A 15305-nucleotide genomic window follows, 5' to 3' on the forward strand; every position below is an offset into this window, starting at 1 on the left:
ATAATAAGGGAAGGTGATGAAGCTAGGTTTATTGGGGTCGTTTTGTATATTTTTTCAAATAGCGAATACTGCTGACGCACAAACGCCAAAAGCGCCACATGAAATTGTTTCGCAAGCACCTGCATCTGCGTGGCGGCTCGTGAATAATGACGATGTACTGAAAATTCAATTACCAACGGGGCCGGTGTATATTGAGTTGAATCCAATACTTGCCCCAAACCATGTTGCGAATATTAAACTACTCGCTCGTGAGCAATTTTATGACGGCTTGAGTATGTACCGCTTCGTCGAAGGGTTTGTGGCTCAAGGGGGAGATGCGAGCAATAGTAAAGTAACGAAGCACGCAAAAAAGCAACTTTCTGCCGAACTTATCTTAAATAGTAAAAAGCCTTTTTTGTCAGTTACTGCACTTAACATGGTCGATGGGTATGCACAGCGAACAGGTTTTTTTAGTGGTTTTGCGGTTGCACAGAACCTTCAAGCTACGCAAACATGGCAAACACACTGTACAGGTGCATTTGCCATGGCCCGTGAGGATGCGCTTAATTCTGGCGGAACTGAGTTTTATATCACGCTGTCTGCGCAACGATATCTAGATAAAAACACCACGGTATTTGGTCAAGTGTTGAGCGGTATGGAGCATGTACAAAAGTTAGACCGTAGCCCTACACATGGGCAGGTGTTTAATCATATTGAATCAGTTAGGGTACTTTCGGATATTGCCAGTAAAGATAAACAAAGATTTAAGGTCTTTAATACCAGTCATGATGATTTTAAGACGCTCATTGAAGCTAGAAAAAACCGTCCAGAGGCTTGGTTTGTCGCCAAGCCTAACTATTTAGATGTTTGTGCAATTAAGGTGCCCGTGAGTACTTTTACTGTCGATTAGTGCGAATTTGATAGGCGGTGTGGTTTTGATAGCTTGAACGATATGGGTTTATATCTAAACCGCCACGCCTTGTATACCGCGCATACACCTCAAGCTTTTCAAAATCAAATGTATTCATCAGTTCGCAATAGATGCGCTCAACACATTGTTCATGGAATTCATTGTGACTACGAAATGAGATAAGATAACGCAGTAGTGAGTCACGACATATTTGTTTGCCTGTGTATGAAATAATGATACTGGCCCAATCGGGTTGTGAGGTAATTAAACAATTCGACTTTAATAAATGACTATGTAGCGTTTCGCTTACGTTGCATTGCCCTGTACTTTGCAAAATATCTGCTTGGGGGCTGTATATATCCACTTCAATATCTAACTCATCAATACATTCGCCTGGTAGCGCAGTAAATGGCAGGCAAGCATAATCATCAGCTTTATAAAGTGTGACTTGCACTTGTGTGTTTGCCGTGGAAGATAAGTCTTTTTGGAGTATCTGTTGTACTGCTTCTACACTTGCAAATTTGCTTTGGTTAAAGCTATTTAAGTACAATTTAAATGATTTAGACTCAATAATATGTGAGCTTTGGCACGGGAATACAAAACTGGCAACGGCGACTTGAGGCTTGCCTTTTTGGTTAAGCCAAGAAAGTTCATAGCCAGTCCATGTATCTTCGCCCATAAAGGGTAAGTCAGATTCGTCGACAGCGATTTGGTCGCGATTGAGCTTACGGGCAATAGGGTGTAACAAGGTTGCATCGTAGTGTGATGCATATTCGGTTGCTTTGCCTAAAAGTGATGCTTTTAGCTCAGGAGCATTTGTGTAATCTGTCATGTTTCACCATTTGTGGTTACAATGACGATATTATAACGGATCACAAGAAAGTTGGCAGTATGGCGACACAGCAGATTTTATCAAAATTACACCAAGACTTTGCGATGAAGTATCAGCAGCAACATCAATCACTCCCATGTATGTATTATGACCCAAAATGGTCTAGCCCTTGCGAAGTTGGTGAGCCGATAGACGGCGAACGAATTCAATGGCAAGCGATTGCTCAACCAGCAGAGAATAATTTGCAGCAACTGGCAAAAGCGCTTGAGTGTGAGTTCCCCATAGCGTTAGATGATTATTACAGTAGCTTTTTTGCGGGTAATATTGTTGGTGAGATTGATGGACATAAAATTGAGCTATTACAAGCTTGGAATCAAGACGATTTTGAGCGGTTACAGCAAAACATTACTGGCCATGTTTTAATGAAGCGAAAGCTTAAACAGCAAGATACAATATTTATTGGTTTGACAGAACAAGATGATTTGTTGCTCACTGTAACGCTAAATACCGGTGAGGTGTGCCTAGAATATGTAGGCAAACCACCACATCATGTATTAGCTACTAGTCTTGATGACTTTTTGCAGCAGGTTGTTTGTTAGTCAAATCATTGAAAGTCCCACGACATATTTGACACCAGCTCGCAGTTATCACAGCGAAAGTCAAAAATACCAAACCAAGGTTCATCTAATGCCCAATCACTGTTGCAACTTGGGCACTTTCTTTGTTTTTCAGACTCTAAAGACTCTCCGCCAACACGGTATAAATAATAATAAACGGGCTTTTGGGTTAAAAACCTAATGCGTTTTGATAAGTCCATACCACGGCGAAATAAGTCGCTATTAGTACTAGATATTTCATCAAGGGTAGCAAATTCACAACGGGTCGCACCATTAATTTGAATTTGGTCACAGGCCTGCCAGTCCTCTTGCCATTTTATTAGGGCTTTGTAATCACCATTGGCGATGGCTGGAATTTTGTAAAGTGGCACAGGCAAAAAATCGTCACCACAGTAAAGTGGGCTGCAAGTATGTACGTAAGTAGTGTATAGAATGTAGCTGGAGGGCGCGGTACACTGATCGGCACCATTAGCGTGAATATCTTGCCCAATCACCTTGACCTTTGGGGCCAGTAACCCTGCTTTTTGCAGGCCATCTATGGCATGTTTAACAAATGGGCTGTGGTTGAGTGGGTGTAGAGCATCCTCTAATGGGCACATAACTCGAGTGATAAAGTAACCGTCTTTTAATACGGTTGGAAACTCGTCACCGATAATTTGGCCATTAAAGCGTAGTGCATTAACTACACGGTTAATCGCGACTTCAGCCATATCTAGCGTTGTATCTTGGTAACAGTCAAAAGTTAAGTCAACAACAAACATATTAACCTTTCTCTAGTAGGGTCAGCAGCTTATCAAGTTTATGCTCAATGCGGTCAAGCTGACTTTGCTGTTGCTGAGCGTCTTGTTTGGGTTGTGACGATAATGGGAATGTGATGATATCTGGGTTGTTTTTATAAGCAGTGAGACCTGCAATAATGAGTGGCATAGGTACGGGGTCACTCAAGCGTGCTTTGGTTAAGGCAACACTTGGAACTTTTCCATCACTGACTAATTCCGCAATGGCTTTTTGTACTGCAGGATGCATGCGCTTTACTCCAAAAAATAAAGCGCATCATAACATAGCTTAAAATGTTAGCGTAGCATGGTATCCAGTTCATCAATGAGCTCACACCAGTCAGCGTCTTCTTGCAATGATTCTTCGATAAAATGTCGCTGACCTTCATTCCAAAATGGTGCATCTGCGAGCAAAGTATCGTCTGCAATACGGTGTTTGTTAACAAACATCGTAATTTGTTCAGGTGAGTTGTCTAAACCCAGTTGTGCAAATAAATTGGCAAGGTTGTGCTTGCTGGTATCCATAAATCACTCCGTTAGTTGCCTAAAAAACACTCTGTAACTATAGTAGAGAGTGCAACTAACAACAATCAGTTCGCCCTAATAACAACAACATAAGGGGGTATTATGCGAGTTCTAGAACAGCAAAACCTATCAGTTAAGTATTTATCCGCAGAAGATATGTCAGTAACCGCGAGCTTACTGTATCAAGCTTACCATGATGATGATGTGCTTCGCAGTGTATTATCCGCAAAAGATAATAGTAGTTATGAAGCTAAGTTGCGGGCATTCATTCGTGAAGAGCTCTCAAGTTTCGGGCAAGGCCAGCAGCCTATGGTTGGCTTATTTGAGGGGGATAACCTGTATGCCGTTGCTTGCGTAATTGAGTCGCAAACACAATTACAAGCTTCGAGATATTGGCATTGGCGCTTACGATTAATGCTAAGTGCTGGATACTTGCAAACTCAGCAGCTCATTGAAAAAGAGAATACCATTCGTGAGGCCTTACAAGAGTATGGTCATTACTATTTTTTAGCCTTTATTGCTGTTGACCCTCACATTCAAGGGCAAGGGCTTGGACATTACCTACTCACAGGGTTAGATGATTTAATAGCAAGCAATTGCGATGTTACAGGCATGGCAGTATTTGTAACACAAGCTAAAGATAAAGCATTTTTTCTTGGCCATAAATATCAAGTTATAAAAGCACTTTCATTTGAAAAAGTAAGTGGTGAGTTACTTTTTAAACGCCGGCAATGAGACAGAATGGAAAAACAGCTGTGAGACTTTTCCTACATAAATGTGCGCTAAGGTGTTTTATGTTGTCGTTATTGGTAATCATTATCAAGTTAACTACTTGTAAAGTATAGCAATGTTTATTTTTACAATATTGTTTCATTCAATAAATTACATTTATTTGCTTTTTGAAAGCCAATAACCGCGTAAACTTATTTGTGTCAGGAAGACAAAGCGATAGAGTTCGTTAGAAGGATGATATGCAGAAGGACTAAACTGCATAAGCAAGGAGCGTAAAAGGAGCAAGGAATGACTTTGGAACTCACAGGGTGTGGGCACATATTAGGAAGATATGTACAAGGAAGATAGGATAAGCACAGGGTGTGCAGTTTAGGGAGCACTCAAGGTTGAGTGAAGTGGAAGCTTGGAAAGCAAATGGATAGTCACAGGGTGTGACATAAGGATGACAGCAAGGAAGGTGCCCGGGTATGGCTTGGATGTATACCCGTTCAGGGGACGAAGAAAAAGGTGGCTTCACGCATAGGGTATGGAAAACCCATCATGGATGTAGTCAGAACTAGGCGCGACTTATGTTGCGCCTTAGTTTTTTCTAACGGTTTTAAACTGCTAGAAAAACATTTTAATTTCATATGTCGACACTTCTAGTATTTATGCAAAGACTTCTTCTAACAACGTTAAATGACCCGATTGTGCGTCAACTGAACACTGTAAACCTAACGGTAAAATCATTTGAGGATCAGTATGGCCAAAATCTAAATTGGCAACAATAACGAGGTGTTGATTATTAAACTCTTCTTTGACAACACTTAATATAACGTTTTCCAATTCCACTTGTTCGGTATCGCTATAGTCGCGTGGGCGGCCAATCAACAAAGCATTGATCTTTTCAAATACCCCCATCACACCATAATTGCGCAGCCAGAAGCGGACATAGTCGACAGAAGGTTTTTCTTGTGAGGTCTCCAAAAAAAGTATCTTAGTGTGCCAAAAGCTTGGTGCAGGCCAATATTCAGTTCCTTTGAGCATTTCTAATACTTCAATACAGCCACCAAATAATTGACCAATAACGCTTTTGGTGCCTTGTAGTACTTGTGGGCCGCGGCTTTTGATAAGTGGGTTACGCATTCCCGTATTTTCTAAATGCGCCCACTCGGGGTAACCATGGCTGTAGCTGTCAAATACCGGTAGTGCTCGAGACGCTGGGTTGGTTGTTAAAAAATTAAGTATGTAACTTTGGTATTGTGTATCAAAATTATGAAGCTGTGCAAACCCTGCCATCACCGACGGACCGTTGAACGTAACTAACCCGACTTGATTGAGCGTAGTTGTTAGGCTGGTGCTATCTGAGTAGCCCATAAAGAGTTTTGGATGTTGTGAAATGGCCTGCAAATCAAGGTACTTTAAAATTCTGGCACTATCACTCCCACCTATGGTGGCGATGATAGCGTCGATTTGGGGGTCTAAAAATGCTTTGTTAATATCGTTTGCCCGAAGCTTGGGATTGAGAAATAACTTATTTTCATCCATTGTAGCTGTTGGATACTCAACAATGTTAAACCCAAGCTCTGCGAGGTTATGTAACCCTTGCTGATAAATATGAGGAAAGACTGATGGGCCACCCCATGACGGTGATACGATGGCTACAGTACTGCCAGCTTTGAGGCATTTAGATTTTTTCATTTACTGATGTCCTTCCATGAAGAAAAGATCAGCATAATTAATTATTAAGTATGTCTCAATAGATATTCTAGCGGCTTTTTAAGTTATACGGTATGGGGGAATATCAGCTTTGACGAGTCGATTATTTTCAAGGTATAACGTGCCATAGTAAACACTTTCACCATCTGAACTAAATTCAAAAGTAAATTGGCTTTTTATACCTGGTTTGCCATTTCGCAGTATACCTAAACGACGTTGCTTGCAGGCAATACTCAACATTTGAACTTGTAGCTTTTCAGCCTGATGCTGAGCATGCTCTTTAGCTGCTTCTGCGGCTTGCCTACTAGTCCAAAATAGTGCGATAACTGCCCCAAATATGATTAAAAGCCAAAGTGTTGCCATCTATGAAAATAACCTACCGATTGCGCGTGATAAATTGTCACTGCGATTGTCTGCTCTTAGAATACTTAAAACATGTGGGCGCAGCTGTGGAATTGCAACTAAATCTGCAAAAATACTTGCAAATAAACCATCAATCTGATGATTGTTTGCTGCGCAATCTAAAAATTTAAAGAGTCGCTCTCGGTCTATAAACACCTCCCAACAGCGTCCTGCTAAGGTTAGTAAAAGATCAGCCTCATGGCGATATTCACAGCCAAGCAGAGTGTCAACACTTTGAGCTACAAGGCCTTGTGCTTTGCTACCTGAAATTGCTCGCAAGTTGCAGATAAGCGTATCAAGTTGTTGTTGTTCTATGGAGGTATTTATTGCTCTTTGTAGCTGCTCAGAAAAAGCCGTATCAATTTCAACGTGTTCCAGCATTGCGCTTAAAGGTTGCTTCACTTCCAATGGTAAAGACGGCCAAATTGTTTGTAAATTGATATTGTTTTGACCATGTTCTAAACGGTATGCAAAATCAGCTAGTCCTTGTATAGCTAAACTTTGCCAAGCATTACTTGGTAGCTTGCCTGCGAAATATAATTCGCTGTATTCGTAGTATTGAGAAGCCGGTCGATTTAATTCTTTTTTTAGTAACGCATTAAACGCGGCAAGTTTATTTGCGTTAGGAGTAAAAACATAGGGGTTATTATCAAGTTTTCCATCAGCATGCTCGCCTGTTAACTCTGTTCCAAGGGCTTCTAAAACCATGCTGGCAAAGTGATCTCTGCTGGCAACAATTAATTTGCTTTGTTCATCTAGTGGAAACTTTAAAAACCAGACATAAGGGTCAACTGTTGCTTGATTATCCCAAAATTGAATCGCGATTAATGCATGGCTACCCAATGGATAAGGATAAGGGGTTTGAGTTGCTTCAATTTGCGCAAATTGCTGTTTATCTATTTTGGTTATCCTACGGCCTATATCATACACTCGCCACTGGGTGCCTGCTGTACTCAAAAGTTCGCCTAAAGTAGAAATTTGCGTTGTCATGATTTACTCACCAGATTGTTTTAGAGGGGGATTATACCTGTAATTATGCCTGCTGATAAGCAAGCTATGGGTAAAGGCTGTGAGTTTAGGTATAATTGCAATAAATTTGATCATAAGAGTTTTAGTAATGCCGAGTACATTACATCAACATGTTTGCTTGTTATTGCAAGAACTGGAGCGGGCGCTTGGACGTGCACAACTTTGGCAGGCTGAGCCGGTAAATTCACAGTTGCTACGCTCCGCGGCGCCTTTTTGTTGCGACACACTGCGTTTTGAGCAATGGTTGCAGTTTGTGTTTATCCCAAAGATGTCTCGATTAGCTGAGCAAGAAGACCCATTGCCAAATAATATTGCATTGGCCCCGATGGCAGAAATGACTTTATGCTCACACTCTAATTACGACAACGTACACGATGTTTTAGTGCGTCTAGATAACAGCTTAACTAAAGGTGAAAAATGCTAGAGATTGTTTATCAAGACGAAAACTATGTCGCTATTAATAAGCCATCAGGGTTATTAGTACATCGCTCGTTTTTAGACAAGAGGGAAACGCAATTTGCAATGCAAATGTTACGAGATCAGCTTGGGCAACATGTATTTCCAGTGCATCGTTTAGACAGGCCTACATCAGGAGTACTATTGTTTGCGCTTAGCTCGCAAGCTGCGCGAGATATCAATCAAGTGTTTATAGATGGAAAAATTGAAAAACGTTATTTGGCTTTAGTTAGAGGGTTTGCACCAGAATCAGTATTTGTGGATAAACCACTTAAAGAAGAACTTGATAAAATAGCCGATAAATTTGCTGATCAAAACAAAGCACCGCAAGAGGCGCAAACACAGTTTAACTGCCTGTACCAAGCCAGTTTACCGATTGAGTTTGGCAAATATCCAAGTATTCGTTATTCATTGATTGAGTGCTTTCCAAAAACGGGACGAAAACATCAAATTCGCCGGCATTTAAATCATTTGTCCTATCCGATTATTGGTGATGTTAATCACGGTGATAACAAACATAACCATTTCTTTTACGAGTATTTTGGTGCGCAAAGGTTGATGTTGTTTGCAACTTCACTTAAGTTTGTTCATCCTTATACTCAACAAAACATTACAATCAGAGCTAACCTAGCGGCATCTATATTGTCGATTTTCGAGCAATTAGGTTGGCCTACGACTCAGAAGGATTATGCTTAATGGCATCGGTATCTATATTTGTAGGTAGTATGTATGGCAATGCGGATAACTTGGCAATCGAGGTAAGAAATAAACTCACAAGCTTAGGGCATGACGCGGTTATTTGTGAGCAAGATACATTTGAGCAACTGCAAAGTGCGAAAAATATATTATTTATAACCTCGACGACGGGATCGGGAGATTTGCCAGATAATATATTGCCGTTGTTTTTACAAATGCAAAGTCAATTTCCCATGCTTACAGATAAAAAGGTTGGCGTAATAGCTCTTGGAGACAGCAGCTATGGAGAAACGTTTTGTGGAGCAGGGCGACAAATAGATGCGTTGGCTCAGGAGCTGAATGCTACTTTACCAATTGAACGTTTAGATATAGATGCTGGTGAGCACTTTGAAGCTTGGGAGCCAACCGCTCCTTGGTTAATGCGCTGGGTTGCTCATTTGTAAAAAAGCGCCATTAAGGCGCTTTTTTTATGAACTTTTAACATCTACTTTTAATTTTAGTTTTTGTCCGGGATGTAAGTATTTTTGCCCTTCAAGTTCATTCCACTTTACTATCTCTTTAATAGTCAGATTGAATTTTGATGCAATTCTGGCCAGTGAATCTCCACGTTTAACCTTATAAGTAATAGTGCGGTTACTGGTATTATTTACCATTTTCGCACGTTGTGTTTGCTTATAAACGTTCAGCTTTTGTCCCAAACGTAAAATAGAATTGGGTTTAAGTTTGTTCCAGTTGGCTAATTGCTTAATAGTGACATCGTACTCTCGACTGATATCCCACAATGTGTCTCCATTTGTCACGACATGAACCTTTTTAGTTCTAGTAGCATGAGTGATTGAGTTACGAACATTAGTTGGTAAGTGCTCGCTTTTAAATTCACCCTCGCTTAATGGAACAAGCAAGTTTTGGCCTATACGAATGATGTGTGAGTCTAACTTATTTAACGATTGAATTGCATTGGTGCTGGTGGAAAACTTAGCTGCAATGACGGAGAGTGTATCGCCTTTTTTAACGGCATAATGTTGCCAGCGCAAGCGCTCTTTTATTGGCGTAGCTGCAAGCTTTTCTTTAAATACTGTTATTTTATCGACTGGTAGCAGCAATGAGTGTGGGCCATTAGGATCACTTGCCCAGCGATTAAATGCTGGATTGAGCCGGTAAAGCTCAGTTAAAGAAATACCAGCCATGTCAGCTGCAAATGCTAAGTCAATTTGTGAACCAATATCTACAGGCTCTACAACTTGCGCATTGATAATTTTTTTCCAACTTACGTTAAACTCATCTTGGCGCTTTAATAGGTCTGATAGAGCTAATAGTTTAGGTACATATGCGGTTGTTTCTCTTGGTAAGTCAAGTGACCAAAAGTCTGTCGGTAAATGCTTTTTGCGGTTTTTCCTTATTGCTTTTAATAAACGCCCTTCGCCAGAATTATAGGCGGCTATTGCATTAAGCCAGTCACCCTCTAAGGTTTTATGCAGATAGCTTAAATAATCAAGTGCTGCGCGGGTTGATTGTACAATATCCCTGCGTCCGTCATACCACCAATTTTGCTTTAGATTAAATCGCTCTCCCGTTTTTGGCATAAACTGCCAAATGCCAGATGCACTACGGTGAGAGTAACCAAATGGGTCGAAAGCACTCTCTACGATAGGTAATAACGCAATTTCAATTGGCATTTGACGCTTTTCTACTTCTTCAACAATAAAGTATAAATAGGGTTCAGCACGTTTAGAAATACGGTCTAAGTAAGCTTGGTGACGCTGATAGTAATTTCGCTCTGAAACAACGGGCCTATTTTGAGGCACATTTATTGAGAGTTGGTAGCGAATACGTTCCCATACGTCGTCAAAGACGGGGGGAGGTTCATCTGCTTCAATTGGTTCATGAATTGCGTTAAGCAAGGTATCACTGATCTGAGCAGGACTTGCATGATTGAGTCGTGATACTACTGGCTCTGTTGGCTTAGTGACATCTGGAATGGTTTGACAGCCGGTACTTAATAGGGCTATCAAGAGCAGGGAAATGGACAATTTATTCATAGATAATTTTTCTGTTACTCGCGCAAAAACCGGACAATACTACCTGTTAAGTGGCTATATTAAAAGTGATTCATGTTCCCTGGAGACTAAAACTTATCTTTCCAAACTCTCAGTGCTGCAAAAACTTGCCAAGGTTCAGATAGATTGCTTTTGATATGTTTAGGAATATACTCACTGATATGACTCAGGTTAGCGCGTAAAAAAGGATTAACAGCACGCTCTTTACCAAACGTGCTAGGCAGGGTAGGTAAGTTGTTACTTCTTCTAGAAGCTGCCCATTGCTTGTACTCACTAATATCTTGATTGTCAGGCTCAACGGCAGAGGCAAAAGCCAAATTTGCCATGGTGTACTCATGGGTACAATACATTAAGGTTTCATCTTTTAAAGGCGTAAATTTTTTGAGAGATTGCCACATTTGTTCTGCGTTACCTTCCATTAAACGGCCACACCCAGCACTAAATAGCGTATCGCCTGTAAAGCACAACTTGTGGTTTAAGTAGCAAATATGATCAAGTGTATGGCCCGGTGTTTCAATAACAGCTAATTCAATGTTGAATACCGTTATTGTATCACCTTCATATAATGGGTCAGTGATCCCATTATATGGAGAGTTTGCGGGGCCAAACACTCTCAGTTGAGGCGTAATCTCCTTTAGTGACGCTATGCCGGTTGTATGATCCCAGTGATGGTGAGTGACTAAAATTCCTTGTAAACTTGCTTGGTTATCATTTAAAAACTTAACAACTGGTTCAGCTTGGCCGGGGTCAACTACCCATACTTGCTTTTGAGTTGTATCATGAATTGCCCAAATATAATTATCATCAAATGCTTTTATTGGCTTGACTTGCACCATAGTTAATTGCTCTATAAAGTGAGTAATAGCATTAGTATAACGAGCAAACTAGATGAAACCAGCCTTAAGTTTTCAACAAGGTCCAAAGCCGCTTGAATGGAAGGACTTTCCTCATGGCGAATATTTGCGTATCGGTATTGAAAAACGAGTAGGACAGTGGTTACCAAGAATGTTTGGCTATCATATGTTAAAACTAGGAAGCCTCAGCGGGCAAATAGATACCTCTAACAGTGCAATTAAGCACCAAGTTTGTGTATCTCCTTATGCACTTGGCCATGTTGGTGTAGTGGCTGAAATTGATGAATTGCCTTTTTCTGAGCACAGTGTCGATGCGTGCATATTGAGCCAATGTCTTGAGTATCATTCCGACCCCCATCATATTTTGCGAGAGGCACATCGTACTTTGATCCCCGGTGGGTATATTGTTATTAGCGGCTTTAATCCATTTAGTTTGTGCGGTTTGGCAAACTTACTACCATTTAGTAAAGAAAAACTACCTTGGTCAGGGCGTTTTTTTACGCCATCACGAGTGAAAGATTGGTTAGATTTATTAGGCTTTGAGATTCTTGCTGATGAACGGTTTATTCATGCCTCACTTGCACGAGGGAGTCGACTATCACGATTTGCTCCTTGGCGACGATTTTGTCGACAATATTTAAAGCCAATGGGTAGCTGCTATATTTTAGTTGCGCGTAAGCGCGTTGCGCCACTGACTCCGATTAAGCCTAAGTGGCATGCCAGACCTAAATGGGCACCTGCTGTAAAAAGTGCGCGTTTAACACAAACACGCTCATCGGGTGATAAATAGCGCGTTATACTTGATAGCCTTCATCTACCTCTAAAGAGTCGGATGAGGCTGCTTCACGGGCTAGGTCATCAACTAGTTCATTGTATTTATTACCACTGTGACCTTTTACCCATTTCCACTGTATGGTGTGTCGCTGACACGCGATGTCTAGCCTTTGCCAAAGATCAACGTTTTTGACGGGGGCTTTTGATGCGGTTTTCCAATTGCGCTTCTTCCAATTTGCTAACCAAGACTCAATGCCTTGTTTTACATACTGGCTATCGGTATATAGTACGATATCACAAGCTCTGTTCAGTGCTTCTAAAGCAATGATTGCTGCAAGCATCTCCATACGGTTGTTTGTGGTCAGTTGATAGCCTTTAGATAATGTTTTTTCATGACTTTGATAGCGCATGTAAACGCCATAACCGCCGGGGCCTGGATTTCCAAGGCATGACCCATCAGTATAAATCTCTACGGTTTTTTGCACGAATAGCCCTGTTTTTATGTAGAATGTAATTATTAATGGCTAACGATAGCAAAGTTGGGCGACAGACGATATGTTAAAAAGACAAATAGTCCTAGATACGGAAACAACGGGCATCGATCCCAAGGCCGGACATAGGATAATAGAAGTAGGCTGTGTTGAGCTAATTAATCGGCGACTGACAGGCAATAACTTTCATGTATACATCAACCCTCAAAGGGAAATAGAAGAGGAAGCCATTGATGTTCACGGTATTACAAATGAATTTTTGCACGGTAAACCGTTATTTCATGATATAGCTCAAGAGTTTTTTGATTACATAAAAGGCGCAGAATTGGTTATACATAATGCTCCGTTTGATGTCGGGTTTATGGATCATGAATTTGCTAAGTTGAATAAAGGCTTTCCGGCAACTCATGATTATTGTGAAGTACTCGATACGTTAGTCATGGCGCGTAACTTGCACCCGGGTCAAAAGAATAATCTTGATGCATTGTGTCGGCGTTACGATATAGATAACTCTAAACGAACGTTACACGGTGCATTGCTGGATTCTGAAATTTTAGCTGACGTATATCTTGGCATGACGGGCGGCCAAGTTAAGCTAAACTTATCAACGGGTAATGATACAAATGAACAAGATGATGGCAAAATTCGTCGATTGGCGGCAAATCGCCCGAGCTTGAAAGTCGTTAAAGCAACACCTGAAGAACTGCAAGCACATCAGGAGCGATTGCAAGTAGTTAACAAAGATGGTGAGACTTTGTGGCAACAATAAAGAGGTAAAGATATGAAACGATTTTGTCTTTGGCTAAGCATTATGATGGTGTCAACGTTTGTTGTTGGGGCTCCCTCAGTCACAGTGCTAGAGCGTGATGGCGTTTCTAATGAGGTACCGTTACTTGATAATCGTTTTCGGATTGACCACAAGGTTGATAAAATTTCTTTGCTATTCTTTCGCAGACCAGGCTCACCTGCAGTTGTTTTAGTTCAACCCGATGGAAGTAAAATATATGCAACCCATGCGTTGCGAGACGAGACCTTGCAATGGTATGACGAGGTAAGCTTTGACCTTATTGTGATAAGTAACCCGACTCCTGGGCCTTGGCAAGTAATCGGCAATATTCGCCCTGATAGCCGTGTTATGGTTGTAGGAGACATTGAGTTAAACGTTGAACCATTACCACCGCTGGTTTTTAGGGGGGAGACGCTCAAAGTAACAGGGAAAGTAACCAATGATGGTAAGCCGATTAAAATTGGGTACTTTCGTGATGTAGTGTCACTCGTGGTGGATTTTGTCAGTACGAATAATGATAACTACGATAATTTCGGCGCTGGTACACAAAGCGTGACCGAGTTTAAAGATGATGGAAGGGACTTTGATGAGCGTCCAATGGATGGAGTATTTACAGGGGAATTCAAGCTAACGTTTCCTGCAGGGGAGTGGCGACCTGAGTTTCACGTCGAAACGCCTCTAGTTAAGCGCAAAGTTGTTGCTCAGCCTATTTTACTATCTGAACCGCCATTTGATTATGAGTTGACTCTTTCTGACAATGTTGAGTTTGATCATGAGCTGATGATTAAAATTGATAATCAAACTGTCGAGCCAGAGTCTGTTATTTTTCAAGGAAAGATTTTTTACCCAAATGGTGAAGAACAGCCATTTGCAACAGAGACACACAATCGCTTATATAGAGTTTTACCAATAAAGAATTATGATTGGGGACGTTATAGCGTTGAATTATCAGCATTTGGCGAAAATATTAATGGCCGTGAATTTATGGCGACTTTACCGATGTATAAGTTTGAAATTGAGCGGCCTATTGAAAAAGTTCCTGAGTTGGCGCAACCGACTCCTGTCGTATTATTGCCAGAGCCTGACCCAGAACCTGAAGTAAACACAACCTTAGTTGTGAGCATTATTGTGGTTGGAAATATATTCATTTTGCTAATAGGTTGGTTAGCAATCAGAGTACTGCTGCAAAATAAACCAATTAAACTGAAATTGAAGCTTCCGTCATTTAAATTTAAGAAAAATGAGCCTGAAGAAGGCGTAGAAAATAAAGACGAGAAAATAAAGTCTGATAAAAATGGCTCAAAAAATGATAAATCAGGTGATATTTTGAACCTTTCGATGACAGATGACTAAAAAAGCGAGTATTTTTCAAAAAAACTGTTGACTCTCATGGGGTCGATTCGTATTATTCACGCCGCTGTCAGGGAGCAGTCTGGTAGCAAGAGTAATTCGGAGTGGTAGTTCAGTTGGTTAGAATACCGGCCTGTCACGCCGGGGGTCGCGGGTTCGAGTCCCGTCCACTCCGCCAATTATTCAAAAATGTAAGTAGTGCTGGAGTGGTAGTTCAGTTGGTTAGAATACCGGCCTGTCACGCCGGGGGTCGCGGGTTCGAGTCCCGTCCACTCCGCCAAATCTTACATAGTCGAAAGGCAGTTTTCCTTTGTGGAGTGGTAGTTCAGTTGGTTAGAAT

At 41.0% G+C, this 15305-nt stretch carries 19 protein-coding genes and 2 tRNA genes; 11 read left to right on the top strand and 10 right to left on the bottom strand.

The window, feature by feature from the left end:
- Window positions 1-16 precede the first annotated feature (16 nt).
- Complete coding sequence (locus OCI93_RS17795; RefSeq protein ID WP_261594289.1) at window positions 17-889, top strand: peptidylprolyl isomerase; 873 nt, start codon at window positions 17-19, stop codon at window positions 887-889.
- Here the strand turns inward: OCI93_RS17795 and queF are convergent.
- Window positions 876-1721, bottom strand: a complete 846-nt coding sequence (gene queF / locus OCI93_RS17800; protein WP_261594290.1) for an NADPH-dependent 7-cyano-7-deazaguanine reductase QueF — start codon at window positions 1719-1721, stop codon at window positions 876-878. The two genes, OCI93_RS17795 and queF, sit on opposite strands and share 14 nt — an antisense overlap.
- A 59-nt stretch (window positions 1722-1780) precedes the next feature.
- On the opposite strand from queF, the gene syd reads away from it, so the two are divergent.
- Window positions 1781-2320: a SecY-interacting protein gene (gene syd / locus OCI93_RS17805; RefSeq protein ID WP_261594291.1), complete on the top strand. Its 540-nt coding sequence runs from the start codon at window positions 1781-1783 to the stop codon at window positions 2318-2320.
- Between the two features lie 5 nt (window positions 2321-2325).
- On the opposite strand, the gene OCI93_RS17810 is transcribed toward syd, so the two are convergent.
- The 3 genes from OCI93_RS17810 to OCI93_RS17820 are packed head-to-tail and all read right to left on the bottom strand — an operon-like array spanning window position 2326 to window position 3639.
- A complete protein-coding gene (locus tag OCI93_RS17810) occupies window positions 2326-3099 on the bottom strand; it encodes a Zn-ribbon-containing protein (protein WP_261594292.1) in 774 nt (257 codons plus the stop codon).
- 1 nt (window position 3100) lies between these two features.
- Window positions 3101-3364, bottom strand: coding sequence for a hypothetical protein (locus tag OCI93_RS17815; RefSeq protein WP_261594293.1), 264 nt, complete (start codon window positions 3362-3364; stop codon window positions 3101-3103).
- A gap of 47 nt (window positions 3365-3411) precedes the next feature.
- The gene (locus OCI93_RS17820) at window positions 3412-3639 is read right to left on the bottom strand and encodes a DUF2789 domain-containing protein (RefSeq protein WP_261594294.1); all 228 of its coding nucleotides are present in this window, start codon (window positions 3637-3639) and stop codon (window positions 3412-3414) included.
- 102 nt (window positions 3640-3741) lie between these two features.
- Here OCI93_RS17820 and OCI93_RS17825 point away from each other — a divergent pair, with 102 nt between their 5' ends.
- Window positions 3742-4374 (top strand): GNAT family N-acetyltransferase, encoded by a 633-nt coding sequence (locus tag OCI93_RS17825; protein WP_261594295.1) that lies wholly within the window; start codon window positions 3742-3744, stop codon window positions 4372-4374.
- Between the two features lie 645 nt (window positions 4375-5019).
- Here OCI93_RS17825 and OCI93_RS17830 read toward each other — a convergent pair.
- The 3 genes from OCI93_RS17830 to OCI93_RS17840 all read right to left on the bottom strand — a co-directional run bounded on the left by OCI93_RS17830 (window position 5020) and on the right by OCI93_RS17840 (window position 7461).
- Entirely contained in the window at window positions 5020-6051 is a 1032-nt protein-coding gene (locus tag OCI93_RS17830) for a S66 family peptidase (protein ID WP_261594296.1), read from the bottom strand.
- Between the two features lie 78 nt (window positions 6052-6129).
- Complete coding sequence (locus OCI93_RS17835) at window positions 6130-6432, bottom strand: DUF3301 domain-containing protein (RefSeq protein ID WP_261594297.1); 303 nt, start codon at window positions 6430-6432, stop codon at window positions 6130-6132.
- Window positions 6433-7461 carry a DUF3549 family protein gene (locus tag OCI93_RS17840; protein ID WP_261626958.1) on the bottom strand — a complete coding sequence of 343 codons (1029 nt, stop codon included), beginning with the start codon at window positions 7459-7461 and terminating at the stop codon, window positions 6433-6435. It abuts the gene before it with no gap.
- Between the two features lie 127 nt (window positions 7462-7588).
- Between OCI93_RS17840 and OCI93_RS17845 the strand changes: the two genes are divergently transcribed.
- Genes OCI93_RS17845 through OCI93_RS17855 form a run of 3 tightly spaced genes read left to right on the top strand, consistent with a single transcriptional unit; the run spans window position 7589 to window position 9095 of the window.
- Window positions 7589-7924, top strand: a complete 336-nt coding sequence (locus OCI93_RS17845; protein WP_261594299.1) for a YqcC family protein — start codon at window positions 7589-7591, stop codon at window positions 7922-7924.
- Window positions 7918-8652, top strand: a complete 735-nt coding sequence (gene truC / locus OCI93_RS17850; protein ID WP_261626959.1) for a tRNA pseudouridine(65) synthase TruC — start codon at window positions 7918-7920, stop codon at window positions 8650-8652. The genes OCI93_RS17845 and truC overlap by 7 nt, the downstream gene beginning before the upstream one ends.
- On the top strand, window positions 8652-9095 hold the full coding sequence (locus tag OCI93_RS17855; protein ID WP_261594301.1) for a flavodoxin: 444 nt from the start codon (window positions 8652-8654) through the stop codon (window positions 9093-9095). The genes truC and OCI93_RS17855 overlap by 1 nt, the downstream gene beginning before the upstream one ends.
- Before the next feature lie 24 nt (window positions 9096-9119).
- Here the strand turns inward: OCI93_RS17855 and OCI93_RS17860 are convergent, their stop codons facing one another.
- Window positions 9120-10691 carry a LysM peptidoglycan-binding domain-containing protein gene (locus OCI93_RS17860; protein WP_261626960.1) on the bottom strand — a complete coding sequence of 524 codons (1572 nt, stop codon included), beginning with the start codon at window positions 10689-10691 and terminating at the stop codon, window positions 9120-9122.
- Window positions 10692-10777: 86 nt separating this feature from the next.
- Entirely contained in the window at window positions 10778-11545 is a 768-nt protein-coding gene (gene gloB / locus OCI93_RS17865) for a hydroxyacylglutathione hydrolase (protein ID WP_261594303.1), read from the bottom strand.
- A gap of 52 nt (window positions 11546-11597) precedes the next feature.
- On the opposite strand from gloB, the gene OCI93_RS17870 reads away from it, so the two are divergent.
- Window positions 11598-12353 carry a class I SAM-dependent methyltransferase gene (locus tag OCI93_RS17870; protein ID WP_261594304.1) on the top strand — a complete coding sequence of 252 codons (756 nt, stop codon included), beginning with the start codon at window positions 11598-11600 and terminating at the stop codon, window positions 12351-12353.
- A gap of 4 nt (window positions 12354-12357) precedes the next feature.
- Here OCI93_RS17870 and rnhA read toward each other — a convergent pair whose 3' ends face one another.
- Window positions 12358-12822, bottom strand: a complete 465-nt coding sequence (gene rnhA, locus OCI93_RS17875; RefSeq protein ID WP_261626961.1) for a ribonuclease HI — start codon at window positions 12820-12822, stop codon at window positions 12358-12360.
- Window positions 12823-12892: 70 nt separating this feature from the next.
- On the opposite strand from rnhA, the gene dnaQ reads away from it, so the two are divergent.
- The 4 genes from dnaQ (at window position 12893) to OCI93_RS17895 (ending at window position 15245) form a co-directional block, all read left to right on the top strand.
- Window positions 12893-13597 (top strand): DNA polymerase III subunit epsilon, encoded by a 705-nt coding sequence (dnaQ, locus tag OCI93_RS17880; RefSeq protein WP_261594306.1) that lies wholly within the window; start codon window positions 12893-12895, stop codon window positions 13595-13597.
- 12 nt (window positions 13598-13609) lie between these two features.
- Complete coding sequence (locus OCI93_RS17885) at window positions 13610-14968, top strand: TIGR03503 family protein (protein ID WP_261626962.1); 1359 nt, start codon at window positions 13610-13612, stop codon at window positions 14966-14968.
- A 98-nt stretch (window positions 14969-15066) separates the two neighbouring features.
- Window positions 15067-15143: transfer RNA gene (locus OCI93_RS17890), tRNA-Asp, on the top strand.
- A gap of 25 nt (window positions 15144-15168) precedes the next feature.
- Window positions 15169-15245 (top strand) — tRNA-Asp (locus OCI93_RS17895).
- The last annotated feature ends 60 nt before the right edge of the window (window positions 15246-15305 follow it).

Origin of the sequence: Pseudoalteromonas holothuriae (assembly GCF_945859825.1) — a bacterium.
GTDB lineage: Bacteria > Pseudomonadota > Gammaproteobacteria > Enterobacterales > Alteromonadaceae > Pseudoalteromonas > Pseudoalteromonas holothuriae.